Source organism: Arenibacter troitsensis, assembly GCF_900177645.1.
GTDB lineage: Bacteria > Bacteroidota > Bacteroidia > Flavobacteriales > Flavobacteriaceae > Arenibacter > Arenibacter troitsensis.
The window spans coordinates 367,897-390,007 of sequence record NZ_FXAO01000003.1 but is presented as its reverse complement, the minus strand read 5'-3'; the positions used below and the strand labels follow the sequence as shown (position 1 = coordinate 390,007).

Here is a 22,111-nt window from a genome sequence, read left to right as displayed (position 1 = left end):
CCTGACCAGCTCAAGTTAGTGTTCTGTTCATTTTTTGCATCGCCCAAAAAACGAACCAAAAAACGCTAGGCTGATTTTAAATTTCTTTAAATCTACGCAATTTCCACTGCCGCGCCGCCCAGGCCGCTTTCACTAAGGTGAAATGCTCTATGGACGGCTTCCCACGACCAGTGTGAAAACCACTTGATTTAAGACGAAATTGAAAATAGGCCGTTCTTTTAGTTCCGTCGTGGAGATGGCATGGCCGTACCCTGAGCGGAGTCAAAGGGTTGGACAAGCAAAGAAATCGAAGATTCACGAAATCCGATAAAAAACAATAACAACCAATTGAGTAAAATGAAAAAATAATTTAATGGTTGGTTTTACTAAATTGCTCCTATTAATTAATCCTAATTTCTGCATAAACACAACAATTGTTCTTGATCCACCAATTGGAGCATAATAATCTTTTTAGAAAGAAAAACCCCGCAGGAACGAATTCGCTACGGGGCTAAACAACTAACCAACCTAAAAACTATTTTTAATTACTTCCAGAACTTCTTCCTCTTGTGGAAGTCGTTGAAATTTTTCTTGCACTACTACCGTTGGATGAACTTGCCACCGACCTTTTTACAGTACTCTTCGACTGTACATTTGGTCGTTTTACAGTTGTATTCCTTACAGATGAGCCGCTATTGCTTCTACTAGAGGAACTTCTGCTAATCGAAGTATTTCGTGGGCTTCTGTTCACTTCCTTTTTTACCACTGTCCTGGTAGTTCCAGAAGGTCTGGATACAACTGCTTTGCTCCTTGTTACAGAACTTCCATTGCCATTACTACTTCTTGTAGTGGTTGTTCTACTTACTGTTCTTTGAGCATTTCCATTATTATTTGGGCGGATCGAAGAACTTCTGGAAACTGATTTATCATTTCTGGAACTAGGTGAACTGCTTCTTACGGTGGTACTTCTCTTTACCGTACCGTTTCCGTTGCTACGTTGAGTGGTGGATCTTGAAATAGTATTATCTCTGCCGCTTAAATTGTTGCTTCTAGATGTTGTACTTCTTGACACAGTATTGTTATTTCTATAACCATCGTTTCTACTTGCTACGGACCTGTTGGATCTGAGATTATTGTTATTTCTGTACCCATTATCCCTAACGGCAACTCTTTTGTCGTTTCTATAAATGGTGCTTCTCTTATGATGATTACCCTTATTGTATTTGTAATGGTGGCCTATTCTAGCATATGCTTTTCTGTAGTTGTGATGATATGGCCTGTAATAGGTATATCTTACCGGTTCGTAATATCTTCTATATGGACTACCGAATACTAGACAAAAGCCTATGGCAGGTCTTACAAAATAGCTGTGGAAAGGGCTGTAAACATAATGTCTGTTGTAGATGTTGATGAACCCCCTATGGTGACTGTAAATCCCACGATTGTTGTAATACACATAAAGTCCGCCAACCCGTGAAACCCTACCACTGTTATAGTTGATATCTACATCCCCAATTTGGGTAACCCTGCCGTAATAATCATAGTAGATAGGGACATTCTCAATTTGTATAACTGCACCGTAATCGTCGTACTGTACATATGGGTTATAGTCGTAACCCGAATTAAAGGTAATATTGGTATGGCCAAAATTTACATTGGCATTTACACCACCTCTATTATCTATGTAGAAATCGAACTCCCCATCAGGATAAACTGAAAATGTGATGCCATTTTCTACAAAAATAAATGAGTTATTATTCCTATAAGTATTGCTTGTGGCAACCTTATCTTCCACTGAAGCTGCCTGGGAACCTGAAGTACCTAATATAAACGCTGTAAAAAGGAGTATTAAATTTCTCATGATATAAGGTTTTAATTTTGAATGCAACTATTTACATTCAATTTGTATATACCAAACAGCATGCCAAAAAAATGGATTTTAATACAACATATTGATTATTAATACTTTATATTTTTTTTATTGTAGGGCATTGTACAGGAGTTGGCTTTTAAGTAAAGTAAACTGTTGACCAAAAAGCATCAGCTAATAGCCAAAAGCCAATAGTCAAAAGTAAACTGTCAAAAATTGAAAACCATGGGCTACATTTAATTGGGCAGTTTTTCCTTAAGGTACTTTGCTGTGTAGGAAGTTTTGTTATTTACAACAATTTCTGGGGTTCCTTGGACTATTAGTTGTCCTCCCTTATTGCCTCCGTCCGGACCAAGGTCTATGATGTAATCGGCACATTTTATCAAGTCTATATTGTGCTCTATTACAATTATGGAATGTCCTTTGTCTATTAAGGCATCAAATGATTTGAGCAATTTTTTGATATCGTGGAAATGGAGGCCTGTAGTAGGTTCGTCAAATATAAACAGCGCCTTGTCCTTGGTGCTCCCCTTCACTAAAAATGAGGCCAGTTTAATACGCTGGGCTTCACCCCCCGAAAGGGTAGAGGAGGATTGCCCCAAGGTTACATATCCTAGACCAACATCTTGCAGTGGCTTCAGTTTGGTTACGATTTTGGATTGGTTGTTTTTGTTAAAGAAAGCAACGGCATCATCAATGGTCATATTAAGGACATGATCTATATTGGCGTCCTCAAATTTTACTTCCAATACTTCCTTTTTAAACCTTTTTCCATTGCAGGTTTCGCATTCCAAATGCACATCGGCCATGAATTGCATTTCCACGGTAATCTCACCTTCGCCTTTGCATTTTTCGCACCTACCACCGTCAACATTAAAAGAAAAATGTTTGGCCTGATACCCTCTTAACTTGCTCAATTTTTGGTTGGCAAAAAGATTACGGATATCGTCATAAGCCTTAATGTAGGTTACGGGGTTGGATCTGGAAGAACGACCAATTGGATTTTGATCAACGTATTCTACGTGCTTTAAGGATTGAAATTTGCCTTCCATGGAACTGTACTGTCCGGCTTTCTCTCCGTAGCCCCCAAGTTCCTTTAGGATTATAGGGTACAGTAGCTTTTTTACCAAAGTACTTTTTCCACTGCCCGACACACCTGTAATTACGGTTAATACGTTTAAGGGAAAGGTGACATCTATATTTTTAAGGTTGTTTTCCCTAGCTCCTTTAATTTCTATGAAATTTTTGAAAGGCCTTCTTGATTTTGGTACGGCAATTTCCTTACTACCATTAAGATAAGCGGCCGTAAGGGAGTCGGACTTAAGAATTTCATCCAAGGTTCCATGTGCCACTACTTCCCCGCCATGTGTGCCCGCTTCCGGACCAATATCGATCACTTCGTCCGCCGCTTTCATAATGTCCTCATCGTGTTCCACCACGATTACGGTATTGCCCAAGTCGCGCAACGATTTTAGAACGGTAATAAGATTTTCGGTATCCTTGGGGTGAAGTCCAATACTGGGTTCGTCCAAAATATACATGGAGCCCACCAAACTACTTCCCAAGGAGGTTGCCAAATTTATTCGTTGACTTTCCCCACCGGACAGGGAATTGGATTTTCTGTTCAAAGTTAAATAGCTAAGTCCTACGTTATGTAAAAAACCTAATCTACTTTCAATTTCCCTGAGCAATCGGTTGGCAATTTTCTCATCGTTAATACTAAGTTTAATATTTTTAAAGAAACCTATAAGCTCTTCTATAGCCAATTCCACAAGGTCGGAAATAGATTTTCCAGAAATTTTTACATAATCGGTTTCCTTCCTCAAACGCCTTCCCTTACAGGTACTGCATTTGGTTTTGCCGCGATATCTGGACAGCATTACCCGATTCTGTATTTTGTAACTTTTTTCTTCCAGGCCTTCAAAGAATTTGTGAATACCGGTAAAATAACTGTTCCCTTCCCAAACGAGTTGCTTTTGTTCGTCGGATAGCTGATACCATGGTTTATGGATAGGAAAATCGAATTTGTAGGCCACGTTCACCAATTCATCCCTGTACCAGCCCATACTTTCCCCCCGCCATGGAAAAATTGCGTTTTCATAAACCGAAAGGGAGGTATTGGGAATAACCAAGTCTTCATCTATTCCTATTACATCCCCGTAACCCTCACATTTGGGACAGGCCCCATAAGGGTTGTTAAAACTGAACAAATGAACATTGGGTTCCAGGAATTGAAGACCATCCAATTCAAACTTATTGCTAAAATGGGTATTTTGACCTGTTGCCAAGTCCTGAACAATACATTCCCCCTTTCCTTCAAAAAAAGCGGTATCAATGGCATTGCCCAATCTATTGAAAAAGTCTTCGTCGTTTTTATATATAATGCGGTCTACCACCAGTTCAAATTCCCGGCCTATATCTTTCAGATCCTCGTCTATCCTAGTAACCTCCCCATTGTACAATATTCTGGCGTATCCCTGCTTGGAAAACAATTGGAGCGATTTAATGGGGTCCCTATCCTCACTTATTTTAATTGGGGCAAGTAATAGTAATTTTGCTCCCTCCTCAAATGTTTTGATATGTTCCACTACATCCGAAACGGTATGCTTTTTAACTTCATTGCCCGATATGGGGGAATACGTTTTGCCAATACGGGCATACATTAATTTTAAATAGTCGTAGATTTCAGTAGTGGTTCCTACGGTAGATCTGGGATTGGTAGAATTAACTTTTTGTTCAATGGCAATGGCCGGAGCTATCCCTTTAATGTAATCTACTTTGGGCTTGTCCAATTTTCCTAAAAACTGCCTGGCATAGGAGGATAGACTTTCAACATACCTTCTTTGTCCTTCGGCATAGAGGGTGTCAAAGGCCAAACTGGATTTCCCCGAACCGGACAGGCCTGTAATGACCACAAGTTTATTACGTGGTATTACAACGTCGATATTCTTTAGATTATGGAGCTTTGCCCCTTTAATTATAATATTGTGCTTGGGATTAACGTCTGTTATAGTGGTCATGCTCGTATTTAAGTTGGCAAAGATACGATATGTGAGTTTTATTCGCTAGTAGCCTTTGTCTTACAACTAAATTATATTCATTGAAGGAAAGTAGTTTGAATGGATATTATTTTTTTTATATTTGATGCATAATAAACCCTAAATAGCCTATACGTAACAAAATTACTTTTTTAAAATTTTGCTCAAAATGCACTTGTAACACAATACAGGTATGGCATTTTAGCCTCAAAAAAGTAATTTGTATGGAACTATTAATAGAAGATTCAGTATTAGTAAAAGACTACATGAACGGGGACGAAAGAGCCCTGGAAAAATTAATTAACCGACACAACCAGCGACTTAGCAGCTTTATTTATTCCAAAGTACAAGATCGGGAAGTTACAGAAGATATTTTTCAAGATACCTTTATGAAGGTGATAAGAACCCTAAAAAAGGGCAATTATAATGAAGAAGGAAAATTTCTACCTTGGGTAATGCGTATTTCCCATAACCTTATAATAGATTATTTTAGGAAGAATAAACGAATGCCCAGATTTGAAGGCAGCAATGACTTTAATATTTTCTCCATAATAAGTGATGATCAGTTAAATGCTGAAAGGCGGATTATTAAAGACCAGATAGATCAGGATCTGACCCTACTTATCAGGGAATTACCAAAAGATCAGAAGGAGGTATTGGAAATGCGCCTATATAAGGATATGAGTTTTAAAGAAATTTCAGAGAATACAGGGGTCAGTATTAACACGGCTCTGGGCAGAATGCGCTATGCACTTATCAACCTGCGAAAGATTGTGGAAAAGAATAACATTATTTTAACGAATTAATAGGCCTTATAACCGCTTTTGGTTAATTTCTTCATAACACTTGCGTTATTTGACGATAACAATATATTATTATGGAGAAATTCAACGTTACCAATAAGAACAAATGTAAACTAATGTCTACACGTAGGTCCAAAATAGATTTTTTGTTGAATTATTCCAAATCACTTTACATCATTAAATGCGATAATTGTAAGGGTGAATTGGATGAGCATTGCTTAAACTAGAGGCTTACAACGGTATTATCAATAGTATTTGCTTGCCCATGTATTTAGGTAATAGTTTACCCAAGTACATGGGTAATTGGTTTAAAAGGCCATGCCTTAATTGCTGCACTCCTTATATTACATTTTGTAAAGGAATGCCCTTCCAGTTATTTTTATGCCGTTGGTCCCTAGGGCCGATCCATTACAATACACTATATAATGTTTTCTGGGGTTATTAATGTATAGGAGATACTATCCTTGCCAATCCTGACAATTATTTACAGTCTTAACATCAATTTCTTTGGGTCCATTCAACTTCATTTTTGACCAATTATTATGTGTAAAATAAGAAAATTGGCATTTGACATCAATTAACGGGGGTTTTACAACATAGTTTTTTGCACACCTCACCATTTATATACTTTTATCCTGTTACTAATTAATAACGAAGATTTAAAGTCTTCAATAAAGAAGAAGTAATAGAAAAAGTCCGAACCGAAAGGGGAGGCCCCCTAGTTTAACCAAAAACAATATTTTGTATGGAACTGCAAATAGATGACTCAGTATTAGTAAAGGATTACATTAACGGTAATGAAAAAGCTTTAGAGGTTTTGATCAACAGGCACAACCAACGTATTAGTAGCTTTATTTATTCCAAGGTATTGGACCGCGATGTTTCAGAGGACATTTTTCAGGATACCTTTATTAAAGTGATTAAAACCTTGAAAAAGGGAAATTATAGCGAGGAAGGCAAGTTTTTGCCTTGGGTAATGAGAATAGCCCATAACTTGGTTATTGATCACTTTAGAAGAAACAAAAGAATGCCAATGTTTGAGGGGAATGATGATTTCAATATCTTTTCCGTAATTGGCGATGAGAAACTAAATGTAGAAAAACAACTTATCAAGGATCAAATAGATTCCGATCTTACTTTATTGATTGAGGAATTACCGGATGATCAAAAGGAAGTTCTTTTGATGCGTATTTACAGGGACATGAGCTTTAAGGAAATCTCTGAAAACACTGGGGTTAGCATCAACACGGCCTTGGGAAGAATGAGATACGCACTTATAAACCTTAGAAAAATTATAGAAAAACATAATATCGTTTTAACGAATTAATAGGTCATAGGACGAACCGGACAATATTTCCATTTTAGTGGCGTTATTTAAACATAACAATACTATAATCCTATGGAAAAAATTTACTCTGAGAATCAGCACAAGTGTAAACTTGCCAAAGCGAGTCCTGAAACTATTAAGTTTTTGATTGGCTATTCCAAATCTTTGCAAATAGTTGAATATAGTAATATTCAATTCGAAAATAATTTAAACTAGACCAAAAAATCCCAACTTTTATTTGGGATTTTTTGTTTTGTAGTAGGCATCCAAAACATTTTTTCTTCCTATTGTTTGGGTTATGATGTCATTTTCCAAATTCCAGCCTCTTGCAGGGGAGTATTCCCTTCCGTACCATATTATCTGTAAATGAAGATCGTTCCATAATTCTTTTGGGAACAATCTTTTCGCATCTTTTTCGGTTTGTACTACATTTTTACCATTGGAAAATCCCCATCGGTACATAAGTCTATGTATATGGGTATCCACTGGAAAAGCAGGTATGCCAAAAGCTTGCGAGACAACCACACTGGCTGTTTTATGACCAACTGCCGGCAATTGTTCCAAAAGTTCCATCTCTTGCGGTACTTGTCCGTCATATTTTTCAATCAAGATTTTGGAAAGCCCATAAATTCCTTTGGATTTCATAGGTGAAAGTCCAACCGGCTTGATTATTTCCCTAATTTCATCTGCCGTCATTTTTACCATATCATATGGATTGTCTGCCTTGGCAAATAGTATCGGTGTAATCTGATTGACCCTAACATCCGTACTTTGGGCGGACAACAGAACGGCAATAAGTAGCGTATAGGGGTCTTTATGGTCTAGAGGAACTGGGATGGTGGGATATATGGTTTGTAAAGTTTCAATGGCAAAGTTTACTTTTTCCGCTTTCGTCATTTATTGCGTAATTTTATAAAATATAAATATGGAAACACCCATTGGTTAATGGCGTGTTCTTGAATATAAATTTACTTAAAATATATCTATGAACACTTTAAAAGTAGGGGATAAGGTACCCGCATTTTCGGCCAAGGATGAAAACGGCAATATTATTAAGCTTTCCGATTATAAGGGAAAAAAATTAATCGTCTTTTTTTATCCAAAGGCAAGTACTCCCGGATGTACCGCCGAAGCCTGTAATTTAAGGGATAATTATACCGAATTAAAAGCACAGGGTTATGAGCTGCTTGGGGTTAGTGCCGACTCACAGAAACGTCAATTAAATTTTAAGAATAAGTATCAATTTCCTTTTCCATTATTGGCGGATGAAGACCATACCATCCTTAATATTTTCGGGGTTTGGGGTCCAAAACAGTTTATGGGAAAAAAATATGATGGTATACACAGAATGACTTTTGTCATTGATGGGGACGGAGTGGTAGAAAAGGTAATTGATAAGGTCAAGACCAAGGATCACGCCGCACAAATTCTATAAATGCCAATACAAGGACAAGGGGCTGTAATAATCTTTGGATTATTACAGCCCCTTGTATTGGAACTCTTATAAATTAGACTTTTTCCTGTTGTTCCTCTATGGGTTTGCGGATAAAAAGTTTCTTCTTTTTTATTATTTCCGCGATTCCTTCAGGAAGGACGGATTCCCAACCTTCTTCTCCGTTGATTATTTTTTTGAGTACATCCCTGGAGAAAACATGTAATATCTCCGGATCGTAATCTATAATGTCCATCACCTTGCCATTGTATTTGAAGAATTTGTACAATTCCTTCATTCTAGGATGGACTTTTATGGTGTTACTGGTCATTATTTGACCCGTTTCCTCGTTACGCATTGGATATAGGTAAACCTTAAGGTCTTTAAAGAATAATTTACCAAAAGCCTCTAGGATACCACCACTAAGATGACGGTAGTATTTTTCATCAAAAATATCGACCAAATTGTTTACCCCCATGGTAAGGCCAATCTTGGACTTGGTATAATTGCTAAAATATTCAACGAGTTTAAAGTATTCCTGAAATTTCGAAATCATAACTGTGTGGCCCAAGGAACATAATAGTTCTGCACGATCCATAAAATCCTGTTCATCAATCTCTCCCGAAGCACGAAGGTTGGAAAGTGTAATTTCAAAAATTACAACGGTATTTTCTTCCTCAACACTGGGCTCCCTAATAAATATTTCATAGGATTTTTTAAACATATCCATATTAACCTTGGTCACTGGTCTAAAGCTACCGCGTAGGGCCAATATATTTTTCTTATAAAGAATGGTCGCCGGTAATAGATTATTGCCATCGGGTCCAAACATTACGGCATCGGTCATATCGTTCTTAACAAGCTGTAAACTCATCAATCTATTGTCGACTTCCGCAAAATTTGGTCCCGAAAAATTAACCATATCAATTTCCACCGTATCCTTATCGATATGGTCATATAGGTATTTTAATAATTTTCTGGGCTTATCGTATTTGTAAAATGCACCGTAAATAAGGTTAACCCCAACAATGCCTAAGGTTTCCTGTTGTAACCTCGCTTCATTTTGTTTAAAGCGAATATGTAGGATAATTTCGTTTAACTCTTTTTGTTTGGGATCCAACTGATAACGGATTCCGATCCATCCATGGCCTTTATATCTCTTGGAGAAATCAATGGTAGCAACCGTATTGGCATAGGAAAAAAACAATCTGTCGGGGTGTTTTTCCCGGCTTATCCTATTGTCCATGTTTTCCATTTCATGGGCCAACATCTTTTTTAACCTGGACTGGGTTACGTATCTGCCGTCTTCCTCTATTCCGTAAATAGCATCACTAAAATCCTTGTCGTATGCACTCATTGCCTTTGCAATGGTACCCGAAGCACCACCCGACCTAAAAAAGTGCGCGGAAGTTTCCTGTCCTGCACCAATCTCAGAAAATGTACCGTAAATATCAGGATTCAAATTTATCCTTAAAGTTTTTGCCTTAATGGACGGGACATTGGTAAAAGCGATTTCCTTCTTAAAAATATTGGACATAGTGTCTTATTTACGTATAGCAAAGTTAAAAAGATTGAGTTATCTATTAAATAAAATAGTTATAAATTTGGATTAAAAGGATGTAAGATTGAAAATAACTTTTCTAGGTACTGGAACATCGCAGGGAATCCCCGTAATTGGGAGCAAACACCCCGTTTGTTTAAGTGATAATTCAAAAGATAAAAGGCTTCGCGTTTCGGTTATGGTTTCTTGGGATTCCTATAATTATGTAATAGATTGTGGCCCTGATTTTAGACAACAAATGCTTGCCAATAATGTGGTAAAGATAGATGGTATTTTATTTACCCATGAACATTCAGACCATACTGCAGGCATAGATGATATAAGGCCATTTTTTTTCAGACAGGGGGATATTCCTATCTATGCCCATGAACGGGTTGTAACCTCCATAAAGGAAAGGTTTGATTATATATTCGCCGATGAAAATCGATATCCCGGTGCACCGGCCGTTGAGATTAATACCATAAAAAACAATAGGCCTTTTAGGATCGGAAACTTAATGGCCATACCTGTGGAGGCGCAACACAATAGATTGCAGGTTTTTGGGTTTAGAATTCAGGACTTTGTTTATCTAACCGATGTAAAAAGTATGGAAAAAGTAGAGATGGAAAAAATAAAAGGGGTAAATACCTTGGTTGTCAATGCCTTGCGTATAGAGCCCCACCATTCCCATTTCAATTTGGAGGAAGCGTTGGAATTCATTGATATTGTAAAGCCTAAAACAGCTTATTTGACACATATAAGCCATTTGTTGGGTTTTCATGACGAAATTGAAAAACAGCTTCCGGATAATGTACATCTGGCCTATGATAATCTGGTCATTGAGGTTTAAACAACCTAACATAACATGATTCATGGGAAGTATTTCAACTTGAAAAATTATTATTAAATCAATAAATTAGAAAATTAGGTATGAAACATAAGATTTACTTGTATTTGTTCATATTCGTTGCGTTAATTGCACTTTACCAATTTGTAAGCACCAATAATATGGTGACGGCAAAAAACACCAAAATAGAGTCTCAGGAAGAAAAGCTTTCCCAATTAGAGGATTCCATACAGAAATTACATCTTAAGGTTTTGGACAACCAATATTTTTCTTTGGAAAATAACGATGACGCCTTGGCTTATTATGATCATTTAAATTTGAAGGATCCCAGTCGGTATATCTCGGATAAATTGTTGGAGACCAATGAGAGTAAGGGAGATAATCCCTTGGTACCTTATGAGGGTATGGAAAATGATTTTAAAATAAACAAGATCAAGATCTTGAACCACAAATGGATTTTGGCCGATTTCTCAGATGGGAAATATTGGGGAGAAGTATTGATCAAGTATGAACTTAAAGATGATCTGGGTGTAGATTTTTCATTGATGGACCACTTATTGTACACCCGCAGCAATTAAATTTTATCCTGAAGCCATGTCTTGAAAGAGTAGAAATTTTGGGGGGCAACACCATGGCCAACAGGGAATTCCTCATATACATGATCTATGTTTAGATTTTTTAAAATGCCGGGGGCTTGCTGTGCCCATGCAACTGGGATTACCTGATCTACACTTCCATGGGAGACATATATTTTTAGATCTTTGAAGTTGTTGTCCTTGTAATTTTTCAATAAAAGGTTCTCATTGATATAGCCACTTAGGGCTATTACATTCTTGACCAATTCAGGGTAGGATAGGGCCACCGCATAACTCAGGATGGTACCTTGACTAAAACCTAACAGGGTTACATTTTTTTCGTCCAATCCATAGGTTTTGCAAGCCTCCTCTATAAACACTTTAATTTTATCCCTGGAAAGGACTGCTTCTTCCTCATTGTTCCATTTGCCTTTTTCAGCCTCAAAGTTAATGGCATACCAGGCATTGCCATAGGGCTGCATAGGGTAAGGGGCCCTAACGGATATGATACATAGTTCCTTAGGCAGTTCGGAGGCAAAGGAAAACAGATCTTCCTCATTACTTCCATAGCCATGGAACATAAAAAGTACCGGGGGCTTGCCCTCGGTAAAACTTGATGGTCTAATAAGATGTTCCAATGATAGGGGAGCTGTTGTCATTCTAAGATATAAAAGTGAACCATTTTTGAAAATAGGGGCCAAGTACGGGCACCTCTTGTTTTTTGTTGTTCAAGGCTCCAAGAAAGCCGTAGAACCAAAGTACTATATAAAAAACATAAAGGCCGTACCAAGCATATTCATTGTACCAATTGCTTAAAAAAATAGCAAAGCCTAGGAAAACGAGATGTAATCCAAATGCCTGTCGCGTATGAAACCGGGCAAACTCGTTCTTGGGATCTGAATTCATTGAAATGGCAATCAACGCCCCAACCATTGTAAGGTAAGCCACAATTGCCGTAGTCTTCCCTTCCTTAATAACATTATCCATAGAGGCAAAGTTAGTCAAGTTTAAAATTTGAACAAAAAAAGAGGTCCTTATTAGACCTCCCTGAATTTATAGATCTTTATTGTTATTCCCCAATAGATCCGATAATGGGTAATTTTTCCAATTTTCCGTTGTTGGCATTTATGATACCCATAATAGCCAAAATCCATGGGGCCCACTGTAATATTCTAAGGAAACCCATACCCATGGTAACAGCTATAACCCCTAGGACAATGGAAAGTGCTATGGCCAAGATCCAAACCCTTAAGGATTGTCCAATATGGAATTTGACAAATTCATTTTTTTTATCACTGTTCACTATGAAGGCAATGAGCAGGCCAATTACAGTAATGTAACTGATTATTGCCATAGTTTTTCCCTGACTTATAGTATTCTGGTCCATTGTAATGTTTTTAGTTCCTATAAATTTAGTTAATTATTTGATTGTTGGATACAATTCCATAAACCTTTCCTTTAAGTTTACTTCCCAAAAAGCAGCTATTACTGGAATTGGATAAAATATGCTGTTCTTCAAAGGTATATTCCTCATCGGGATCAAAAAGGGTAAGTGCTGCATTTTCACCTACTTTGAAACTAGGTGTTTCTATACCGTATCTTTCGCGACCTTTGGTCAAAAGGGAAATAGTGGTATCAAGGTCAAAAATCCGATTCAACATTCCAAAAGCGCTTTCCAGACCTATAGTACCATCCGAAGCATTATCGAATTCCACTCTTTTGTGTTCAATATCCATAGGTCTATGGTCTGAGGTAACAAAATCTATAGTTCCATCCTTTATACCCTTTATCAGGGCCTTTCGATCCGATTGGGTCCTAAGTGGAGGCATCAATTTATAATGGGAATCGAACTCTATCAAGGTCTCATCGGTGAAGCACAGGTTGTGTACTGCTACGCTGCAGCTCACATCCATTCCCTTTTTTTTGGCTTCAGCAATGAGCTTTACGGAATTGGCCGTTGAAATAGTGGGGATGTGCAGTTTTCCTCCCGTATATTCCAATATGAACAGGTCCCTGACAATATTTAGTTCCTCTGCCAAATTGGGAATTCCCTTTAGCCCCAGTCTTGTGGAGACTTCACCTTCATTAACGATTCCTTTTCCGGCAATCTGCAGGTCCATAGGAAAAGAATGTACCAGTCCATTGAAATTATGGGCATATTGGAGGGCAATTTTTAGAAGGTTCGAGTTCCTTAATGGCAATTTGTAATCATAGAACCCCACGGCACCGGCCGTTTTCATATCGTATAGTTCCGCCAAGCTTTCTCCTTCAGACTTAACGGTCAAAGTTCCCAAAGCATGAAGTGTTGTCGCAGCATTTTTAGAGGCATTCTTTAAAAAGACAATGTCGGAGCTGCTATCGGGGAGAGGATTGGTATTGGGATTTAGGACAATGTCCGTAAAACCGCTCTTTGCAGCTGTATACAGGCCATTTTCTATGGTTTCCCTTTCCTCGTAACCCGGTTCACCAAAACTTACGCTGGAATCGAACCATCCGAGGGATACATGTAGATTCTTTAATTGGATGGGCTTCGTCTTTCCTTGAACATCCAAATTGGCAGCAATATCTTCAATTACCCCGTTTTTTATAAGAATATCGCGCTTTTTTAAATGAAGTTCCTTATTGTTAGGAGCAACTATCTTGGCAGATTTTAAAAGTATGTTCATTTCAGAAATTTTTGGATAAGAACTTCAATAAATATAAATGCTAATGCTAAAATAACAAACCATTTCCAAAGCTCGTTGATGCTATTGTCTTTTTCTATATTTTGGAACAGGGCAGAAATATTGTCGTTCTTACTGCTTGCTTTGAGGTCGTCCAGGTCCAAATAATGTAGCAGGCTTTCCTCCCTGGGAAGGTTGAAACTTATGTTCTTTATGGTCTTTCCTTCGTCCGTTATATCGTATATGCCCGAAACCCCGGGGTAGTCGTTAAAAGTTAAGGTGGTTTTGTTGGTAAAGGATTGTTGAAAGGGTATAAATTCGAAATCTTTTAGGGACACTTTCAAAATTCGATCTTTTGTAAGACTAACGGGGATATCAACAGTGGTTTTACTACCAATCATCTCATATATTTCAGGCATTTTTAGGCTTGCCATACCCATGTTGTATAAGGTTGGAACAATTAATGGGGAATTTAAAATATTTGAATTTTCTTTGGAAATGGAAGCTGTAAATAAATAAGTACCATCTTCCCCTACCAGAAATGGATCACCACTTTGGTAAGAAAGAATTTTTGGCATGGCCGATTTGATATTGTAGTACGATTTTACGGAAGGATATTGGAAATTGGTTACTTCTTTTTCGAACACATTTTTATACAGGGGGTGGGCAAAGGCAATCTGACTAATCTTTCGCTCTTCCTTGACCAAAGAAACTAGCATAGTTTTGGAAAGTCCCATTAAAAAGGGATTGTAATTTTCCATATTAATTTCACTACTTGGAATAACCACTAAACTGCCTCCTGTATTTTTATAGGCTTGGAGGGCGTTTTGCAAGGCTATGGGAATGGAGTTAAGTTCGTTCAGGATAATTAAATTTTGTGATTCCAATACACTGTAATTCAGTGACTTTAAACTTAAATTGGAATATTGAAACACCTCCTTATTGTAAATACGTCTTAAATAATCACTATCTACATCCCCTATGGATAATACCTTGATTTTATCTTGTTTGGCCAAATTGAAGTAAAGTTGATTGTCATAATTTAGACCTGAATCGGTGATCACAATTTCGCCATTGATAAGTTCGTTGGCCGGAATGGTAAAAATTACCTCGCCCTTTTTATTCTTATTGAAGGTAACCGAGGTTTTTGCTATCAATCTTTCTCCATTATACAGGGAAATCGGAGTATTGTCCAATTCAGTATTGGTAGAGAGCATGCTTTTCAGCTCCAAGTTATCCGAGGAATAAGAATGGATAAATACTGTGTCGATCGAAATATTCACAAGGCTTTCCGGTGTCAATTTTACCAAATGCCTATTGATGTCGGGGATAGTGTCTATAGTAGGCGAATTGATAGTCTTTTGAAAATCGGAAATCAAGACCAGATCTTTTCGTATACCTTCAGCTTTGGAGAAAAAGGTTTTGGCCTTTAGGTTGATTTCTTTCAACTGCAATTGGTTGTTGGAATAGGGCAGGGCCAACAAATCGTTTTTGATGTCGCCAATACGAACTTCCTTAAAAATTTTATCATTGGTAAAAAGAGTGAAAACTTCTTCTTCGGGGATAGATTTCAGTATTCCTTGTACCATGTTTTCCAATAGGGTAGCTGTTCCCATTTTGGCCTGAGTACTTAGGGAATTATCAAGGTATATGACTATTTCGTTGCTTTTTAACGCTGTTTTCCCTGGAATAAAAGGTTGTGCAAATGCAATAATGAGTGCAGTTAGGAGCAATAGGCGGGTAAATAATAGAAGCCATTTTTTTAGAGAATTGCTCTTTCTAGATTGTGCCTCTACTTTTTTTAAAATCTTTACATTGGTAAATGGGGTTTTCTTAAATCTACGGAGTTGGAATAGATGAATAAAAATAGGAATTAGGAGAAGTGAAAGGGCCCAAAGGAGATTCGGATGTTTAAAAAGCATTCCCAAATTTAATTTTTCAAATATAAGAAAAGAATTTCGAGGCAGTCTTAAATTTATTGTTCAAGTACTAACTAAATTAAGTTGGCCGACAAAGTTGGAACCTTCTTTACGGAAGTGCCACAAAGGTTTTTTCAACAAAAAAAGAATAAATCTTGTACAGATTTTTTTTCCTGTACCAACAAATAATCTTTTATAAATTCCTGTGCCTCTGTATTGGCCACCGTAATTATAATTTGTGCTTTTTGGAGTTTATCTATTACCATATAATGTTCCATCTTTTTACCATAAATGTCCAATCCAATTTTATTGGAATTATTGCAAACCCAAATAAAAGCGATGTTCTTTTTCAAGAGTTTTTTGGCCAGTGTTTTTCCTTTGTTACCAGCGCCCCAAAGCACTAAAGGGCATTGTTTGTTATAATCTAGCTTTAAAAAATAATGTAGTTTAATATCCAAGAAGTAATTTTGGGCGTAGTGTTCACTGGTTCTGGAGGTTCTGTGGCCATAATCGCGCCAATAGTGAAGAAGCTCATTGGTGGGAATACATGTTAATCCCTGCTCATAAAAACGGAATGCCAGGTCGTAATCTTCTGGATATCGATTTGAAGAGAATGAACCGGCCTTTTCCAAGTCTTTTCTATGTACCATCCAACAGGGCGAGGGTATTACACATTCCTTATATATTTCTGAATAATTTAATCCTTTTTCCGTTAAGCGGTTCAGCCATTTTTCATAACGTTTGTATCCATCCCCAACCCCATTCTTGGAAAAGTATTTCACCTTGCCCAGGGCTATGCGGCCTCGTCCATGATTTTTCAGGGACTTGACCATGACTTCCAATTTGTTCACGGACATAATGTCATCAGAATCCATTCTGGTTATATATTTGCCCTGGGAATGGGCATACGCGGTTCTTAATGCATCAATTATTCCGTTGCCTTCATTTGTCAATACTTTAATCCGACTATCCTTTTGGGCATAAGAAAACATAATATCCAAGCTATCGTCCGAAGAATGGTCGTTTACAGCCAAAATTTCCCATTCGTCATAGGTTTGGTCGATGATGGATTGTATACAGTCCGGTAGAAATTCTGCGGTGTTCTTAAAGGGAAGAAGGATGCTGATACTACTTATATTCATGTGTCAAAAGTAGAAATATATTTCACTATAAGGTCAATTAGGGCTTGGGAATAAGTGTTTTGGATAGCGGATGACCCAGGTAGGTCTATATAATATCTAATTGACGTTTTTACCCATGCTTTCCACATCCTTTATTGCGGCCATCATAGCCCTAAAACAGGCCTCTTGGGTAACCGGATTGATTTCTTTGTCCTTTTGGGCATGATAGCTTTTTATGAATTCACTGGCAGAAGACCAGACCGTATGCATCATGCCCAAAAAGTGTTCCTTCATTTCCGGAGTTGCGTTTATTTTAAATTTATACATCATATTAACCTGTTCCTTGGCAACGTCTGACTTCTTCCAAGGACAGGCTATAACGTCCAATCCCTTAAGGGCAAATAGGGCAGGGGTTGGTAATGCCTTTTCATAATGCCAGTCGCAAATCACTACAGATTTATCAATTAGGTCTATGGCCCTGGCAGTGTTGTTCATACTAGCCTCCCACATTCCAATGCCGGAAGTGGATGCATCTATTAAACGATCTCCCCAAATCCAAAGTCGCTTGTTGTTGATCTCCAAATGTCGACTTATTTTATTAACCTCATTCGCAAATATTGCGGCAGGATCTTTTCCTTGGCAGCGGGGGCATTTTTCATCCGCTATGTAAAATACCTCATCCATTCCTGCGTGAAAGGCTTTGGCTTCGAAGACGGAAATAATTTCATCTACCAGATCAAACACTACATTGTGCACTTCAGGATGTAACGGGCAATAACTTTTGCAGTAGAGTCCGTCAGCATTGGGCCATTCATATTTTTCAGGTATTTTAATATGTGGCGTTTCATCAAATTCGGGATATACTTCCAATAGTTTATTGGTTTTTTCTGCCCAACTCTGATGACCTAATAAATTTACTTGAGGAATTAGATTTATATGGTGTTTTTTGGCAACAGCTACCAATTCCTTTATTTGTTCCTTAGACAATGGGTTATTACCCCTTAATTCCGGTCTTAATTCATAGGCATAATTAAAATCTACCCGAAGCACTAAGGTGTTGATGCCAATAGGACCCAGTTCTTCATCAACGAATTTCACAAACTCGGTTACACCATCAGCATTGGGTGCGGCTATACAAAGTCCCTTTACCTCAAAAACATCTTGTGCATTGCCCAAATAAATACTTAAGGACAAAAATATAAGGAGTAGTTTTTTCATTGTTGGCCGGGATTTGACTTTAAAATACCTCACAAAATATTATTTACAAAAGCTATTATAATATAACCCTATTGCAAAGCTTGTTTTATCGCTTCTTCCACTAATGGTTCCATAACGGCGTAACCCTCAGGGGTAGGGTGAACCTCATCATGAGCGTATTCTTTTGGAAGTCCATTTCTATCATCGGCCATGGCGGTAAAATAATCCAGATAAATATGACCATTGCTTTCAGAGTATTCCTTTAAGAGGGAGTTTAATGCAGGAATTTTTTCATTTGGATTTAATCCGGGCTTCCAAGGGTAATCGAAGGCAGGAAGTATGGAGGAGATAATAACTTTAATATCGTTGGCCCTGGCCAGTTCGGCCATGGACTTTATATTGTCTAATATCATTTTTGGAGTGGAAGGTCCTGTATTTCCGGCAATATCATTGGTTCCGGCCAAAATAACCACAACCTTAGGCTTCAGGTCAATTACATCCTGTCTAAAACGCAATAACATCTGGGGTGTAGTCTGCCCACTAATACCTCTGTTGATATAGGGTTTCCCTTCAAAGAATTCCGGCCTTTTGTTCAGCCAGCCAATGGTAATGGAATTGCCCATAAACACCACCCGATTTTCACCAGCAAGAGGTGGGCCTATTTTCTTGTTGTCTTCAGAAAAATGTTCCAGATTTGGCCAATCCTGGGAATAACTATTGTTCATGGTAAAGATGGTCAGTACAAACAGGGCAATGGATAATTTCATGGTTTTCATATTGGTAAAGTAATAATTAAAAAAAACATTAATACTGATGTTAGTTACTGGATTTTATTGATTTTTTTTCATTTGTGATCAATCTCGCTTTTCTCAAATTTATTTTTTGTGTAATATCTGGCGTATAAGCGGAATCGTCTTCGGCCTCAAAGATTCTGATATTCTGTAATAAGTCTGGTTTTATTAAATCGTGTTGTTTGCAATTTAAAATAAGGGCCGCTGTCTGAACTCCGGAGTAACTAGCACCTGCCACGCCATGCGATTGAATACTTGCCCCGCACATATACAGATTCTCTATTTCGCTCTTGGCCCTAAACGCAAAGGGGCCTATCTGTCCAAAACTCTTTTCTGTGCCGTATACACTGCCGTTGGTAGCATTTAAATAGTGTTTGTTGGTCATGGGAGTACCCAATTCCTTATGTACTATATGGTCTCTAATACCGGGCAGGGCACGTTCCAAGGTATTTATCATTTTATTGGTCAATATTTCCTTAAATTCCAAATATTCCTTTGAACGCTCTTTGTTCTCTTTGTTAAATTTATGGAATGAATCTGGATTGATATACGTAATGACTTCAAGGGAATGGTGTTTTCCATCGAAACTCGTCGGATCCTTTAGAGTGGTACAGCTAATGAACAAACCAGGAAACACATCCCCAGAAGTGATATCCACGGCATTCATCTCTTCATAAATCCCGTCCATATCCCTGTTATCCATCATCCATATATTTCCGGAGTCCATGCCTAATTTTCGAACATCCATGGCAACGCTTAGAAAAAGCATTAGGGAACTGCAGGAATACTTGGTTTTTTTTAGTTTTTTAAGAAGTTTGGCACTTAGATTTTGTTCTTTCACCAAGTTCAAATAGGTAATCCCTGGATCGGCATTGGAAATAATCCGGGAAGCATATATTTTTTCGCCATTTTCCAATTCTACCCCAATGGCTTTTCTCTTTTTATCGCCTTCCAAAATAATACTTTTTACAGCTGTTCTTGTGCGTATGGTACCACCATTCTTTTGTAAGGCGTTGGTCATTGCCTTTACAATGGCCGCTCCACCACCCATAGGATAATATCCCCCGCTAAAATAATGGTCCATAACGGCACAATGTAAGGGGAAACTCGCCTGCGCAGGAGCCAAACCGTGATCTCCCCATTGTATATTGAGTACTTTTTGCAGTAAGGGGTCTTTTATATGCCAGTTAACAACACGCTTTAAGCTGAACAGCGCATACTTGCCCATGTGTTTGGTTCTAAAGGGGATGGTAATATTGTCCCAAAAACCACTCATCTTAGGGATCAGTTGTATTTGTCGGGAAACATTCCTGACCAGCTTTAAATAATGTTCGATTCGTTTTTTTTCCTTGGGAAACCTTTTTGCTAGAGTAGTGTTTAAATCGTTAAAATTGCCTGGTAGGTCAATTCTTTCTTTTCCGATATAACAGTGTTCATAGCCCTTGGGGTTCATTCTAAAAAACACCAGATTATTGGCTACCCCCAATCCTTCATAAAGGGCTCTTGTAGATTCTCCTTCCCCTAGCAGACCAATATAGTGTACTCCCGGAGAAAAACGATGGCCGTTTAGATAGAAGCTGTGGCACCAGCCGCCAGGGACATCGTGTTGTTCCAATACCATTACCCGCTGACCTGCTTTGGACAGACAAATGGCGGCAGACAATCCGCCGGCCCCAGAACCGATAATAATCGTATCTATGTGTTTCTTTATTTTGTTTTTGGTGTCCATTGTATGGGTGTAGCTTATGCCAAGTTGCTGGTAATGATTAATTTTAATTGGATTTCCAATGCTCTTTTTGGAAAAACTGTTGGTCTGCCAAGGTTAATTTCAAATCGCTCATCACCTTTTTCTTGGTAGGTCTCAGCTTAAAAAGATAAAGAATTAAAAATAAGGAAATAACCAGATAAAAAATATGGTTATTTAAATTATAGGCAATGGTACTCAATATTGCCGCACCTTCTAAAAATGTAAATCTTACCACGCATGCCTGTAAATATGGCCCCAATTTATCCTTTAATGATTTGCTTTGGACTATGTTGGCCAGCTGTTTATTGAAGAAAAAATTGCTTCCAAAATAACTGATCATGGAAACTATGGGCACTATGTAAACAAAAATGCTTTTATCTTTAGCGAACTCTAGGACAACCTTATCGGCTATAATAAAAACGATAATGGTAAAAAGCAATGCTCCAAAGGTAAAAAGGGCGTGAATTGTGGAAAGCGTAAAAATAAGGCTTTTGGATGTTAGGTTTTTGGCTTTGGAATTAATCATATGGCATTTTAAAGTACAGTGGTGCTTGGCAATGCCATAACTAATAAAAACTCGTGTTAAGCACACATTTGTTTTTAAAGGTATAAGCCTTTCCGTAGATACGCAAGGAAGATAAGCCAAAAATAATAGTATTACCAAATGGTCCTGTATATTATAACAGCTAGTAATAAAAAATATGCCCGTTATAAACAATACTCGTGGAAATTCAATTGGCATTTATTTTTGTTTATTTTTACGTAAATGGAATTAACGGGGCAATCGTAAATTACAGTATCTAAACCAACAGGACGTGACCAATATGGATTTTCAAATACTTCTAGCAGACGATGATGAAGATGATTGCATGTTTTTCAGGGAAGCTTTGGAGGAGCTTTCATTGTGTGCAACTTTGAAAACGGTTAACAATGGGGTAGAGCTGATGAATTTTCTTGAAAACAATTTGCTCAATCTGCCACAAATGCTCTTCTTGGATCTGAATATGCCCCGAAAATCGGGGGCGGAGTGTTTATCGGAAATAAAGCAAAATGTAAAATTTAAGCATTTGCCTGTAATAATTTATTCCACCTCCTCCAATATTGATGTCATGGACCAATTGTATGGCGAAGGGGCGCATTACTATATTCGCAAACCAGCGGATTTCTCCAATCTCAAATCTGTAATTCGTAGGACCATTGATCTTATCCTACAAAAAGATGTATTACCCTCAACCAGAGAAGAATTTGTAATACAACCTTGA

Annotated in this window: 20 protein-coding genes; 6 read left to right on the top strand and 14 right to left on the bottom strand. The window is 37.8% G+C overall.

Annotated features, from left to right (window positions below):
* Positions 1-520: 520 nt before the first annotated feature.
* Positions 521-1,840: a hypothetical protein gene (locus B9Y87_RS08815; RefSeq protein ID WP_085498176.1), complete on the bottom strand. Its 1,320-nt coding sequence runs from the start codon at positions 1,838-1,840 to the stop codon at positions 521-523.
* Positions 1,841-2,085: 245 nt separating this feature from the next.
* Positions 2,086-4,869: an excinuclease ABC subunit UvrA gene (uvrA, locus tag B9Y87_RS08810; protein ID WP_085498175.1), complete on the bottom strand. Its 2,784-nt coding sequence runs from the start codon at positions 4,867-4,869 to the stop codon at positions 2,086-2,088.
* A 242-nt stretch (positions 4,870-5,111) separates the two neighbouring features.
* Here uvrA and B9Y87_RS08805 point away from each other — a divergent pair, with 242 nt between their 5' ends.
* On the top strand, positions 5,112-5,693 hold the full coding sequence (locus tag B9Y87_RS08805; protein ID WP_085498173.1) for an RNA polymerase sigma factor: 582 nt from the start codon (positions 5,112-5,114) through the stop codon (positions 5,691-5,693).
* Between the two features lie 742 nt (positions 5,694-6,435).
* A complete protein-coding gene (locus tag B9Y87_RS08800; RefSeq protein WP_085498171.1) occupies positions 6,436-7,017 on the top strand; it encodes an RNA polymerase sigma factor in 582 nt (193 codons plus the stop codon).
* Positions 7,018-7,251: 234 nt separating this feature from the next.
* Here B9Y87_RS08800 and B9Y87_RS08795 read toward each other — a convergent pair whose 3' ends face one another.
* Entirely contained in the window at positions 7,252-7,914 is a 663-nt protein-coding gene (locus B9Y87_RS08795; protein ID WP_085498169.1) for an endonuclease III domain-containing protein, read from the bottom strand.
* 88 nt (positions 7,915-8,002) lie between these two features.
* Between B9Y87_RS08795 and bcp the strand changes: the two genes are divergently transcribed.
* Entirely contained in the window at positions 8,003-8,452 is a 450-nt protein-coding gene (gene bcp, locus B9Y87_RS08790) for a thioredoxin-dependent thiol peroxidase (RefSeq protein WP_085498167.1), read from the top strand.
* A gap of 73 nt (positions 8,453-8,525) precedes the next feature.
* On the opposite strand, the gene B9Y87_RS08785 is transcribed toward bcp, so the two are convergent.
* The gene (locus B9Y87_RS08785; RefSeq protein WP_072861552.1) at positions 8,526-9,986 is read right to left on the bottom strand and encodes a nicotinate-nucleotide adenylyltransferase; all 1,461 of its coding nucleotides are present in this window, start codon (positions 9,984-9,986) and stop codon (positions 8,526-8,528) included.
* Between the two features lie 88 nt (positions 9,987-10,074).
* Here B9Y87_RS08785 and B9Y87_RS08780 point away from each other — a divergent pair, with 88 nt between their 5' ends.
* Positions 10,075-10,839 carry an MBL fold metallo-hydrolase gene (locus tag B9Y87_RS08780; RefSeq protein ID WP_085498166.1) on the top strand — a complete coding sequence of 255 codons (765 nt, stop codon included), beginning with the start codon at positions 10,075-10,077 and terminating at the stop codon, positions 10,837-10,839.
* A gap of 80 nt (positions 10,840-10,919) precedes the next feature.
* On the top strand, positions 10,920-11,414 hold the full coding sequence (locus B9Y87_RS08775) for a hydrolase (RefSeq protein WP_085498164.1): 495 nt from the start codon (positions 10,920-10,922) through the stop codon (positions 11,412-11,414).
* Here the strand turns inward: B9Y87_RS08775 and B9Y87_RS08770 are convergent.
* The 10 genes from B9Y87_RS08770 to B9Y87_RS08725 all read right to left on the bottom strand — a co-directional run bounded on the left by B9Y87_RS08770 (position 11,411) and on the right by B9Y87_RS08725 (position 21,375).
* Complete coding sequence (locus B9Y87_RS08770) at positions 11,411-12,070, bottom strand: alpha/beta hydrolase (protein WP_085498162.1); 660 nt, start codon at positions 12,068-12,070, stop codon at positions 11,411-11,413. The genes B9Y87_RS08775 and B9Y87_RS08770 overlap by 4 nt on opposite strands.
* A gap of 1 nt (position 12,071) precedes the next feature.
* Positions 12,072-12,398, bottom strand: a complete 327-nt coding sequence (locus tag B9Y87_RS08765) for a hypothetical protein (protein WP_085498161.1) — start codon at positions 12,396-12,398, stop codon at positions 12,072-12,074.
* Between the two features lie 82 nt (positions 12,399-12,480).
* The gene (locus B9Y87_RS08760) at positions 12,481-12,798 is read right to left on the bottom strand and encodes a magnetosome magnetite crystal formation protein family (protein ID WP_072861547.1); all 318 of its coding nucleotides are present in this window, start codon (positions 12,796-12,798) and stop codon (positions 12,481-12,483) included.
* A 25-nt stretch (positions 12,799-12,823) separates the two neighbouring features.
* On the bottom strand, positions 12,824-14,077 hold the full coding sequence (locus B9Y87_RS08755; RefSeq protein WP_085498159.1) for a dihydroorotase: 1,254 nt from the start codon (positions 14,075-14,077) through the stop codon (positions 12,824-12,826).
* Entirely contained in the window at positions 14,074-15,996 is a 1,923-nt protein-coding gene (locus B9Y87_RS08750) for a BatA domain-containing protein (RefSeq protein WP_085498157.1), read from the bottom strand. The genes B9Y87_RS08755 and B9Y87_RS08750 overlap by 4 nt, the downstream gene beginning before the upstream one ends.
* Before the next feature lie 131 nt (positions 15,997-16,127).
* Positions 16,128-17,135, bottom strand: a complete 1,008-nt coding sequence (locus B9Y87_RS08745; RefSeq protein WP_085498155.1) for a glycosyltransferase family 2 protein — start codon at positions 17,133-17,135, stop codon at positions 16,128-16,130.
* Positions 17,136-17,231: 96 nt separating this feature from the next.
* Positions 17,232-18,332 (bottom strand): family 20 glycosylhydrolase, encoded by a 1,101-nt coding sequence (locus B9Y87_RS08740; RefSeq protein WP_085498153.1) that lies wholly within the window; start codon positions 18,330-18,332, stop codon positions 17,232-17,234.
* Positions 18,333-18,400: 68 nt separating this feature from the next.
* On the bottom strand, positions 18,401-19,078 hold the full coding sequence (locus B9Y87_RS08735) for an SGNH/GDSL hydrolase family protein (RefSeq protein ID WP_245808683.1): 678 nt from the start codon (positions 19,076-19,078) through the stop codon (positions 18,401-18,403).
* Positions 19,079-19,127: 49 nt separating this feature from the next.
* Positions 19,128-20,831 (bottom strand): phytoene desaturase family protein, encoded by a 1,704-nt coding sequence (locus tag B9Y87_RS08730; RefSeq protein ID WP_085498148.1) that lies wholly within the window; start codon positions 20,829-20,831, stop codon positions 19,128-19,130.
* 43 nt (positions 20,832-20,874) lie between these two features.
* Positions 20,875-21,375 (bottom strand): hypothetical protein, encoded by a 501-nt coding sequence (locus B9Y87_RS08725; protein WP_139827193.1) that lies wholly within the window; start codon positions 21,373-21,375, stop codon positions 20,875-20,877.
* 298 nt (positions 21,376-21,673) lie between these two features.
* Here B9Y87_RS08725 and B9Y87_RS08720 point away from each other — a divergent pair, with 298 nt between their 5' ends.
* The gene (locus B9Y87_RS08720) at positions 21,674-22,111 is read left to right on the top strand and encodes a response regulator (protein WP_085498144.1); all 438 of its coding nucleotides are present in this window, start codon (positions 21,674-21,676) and stop codon (positions 22,109-22,111) included.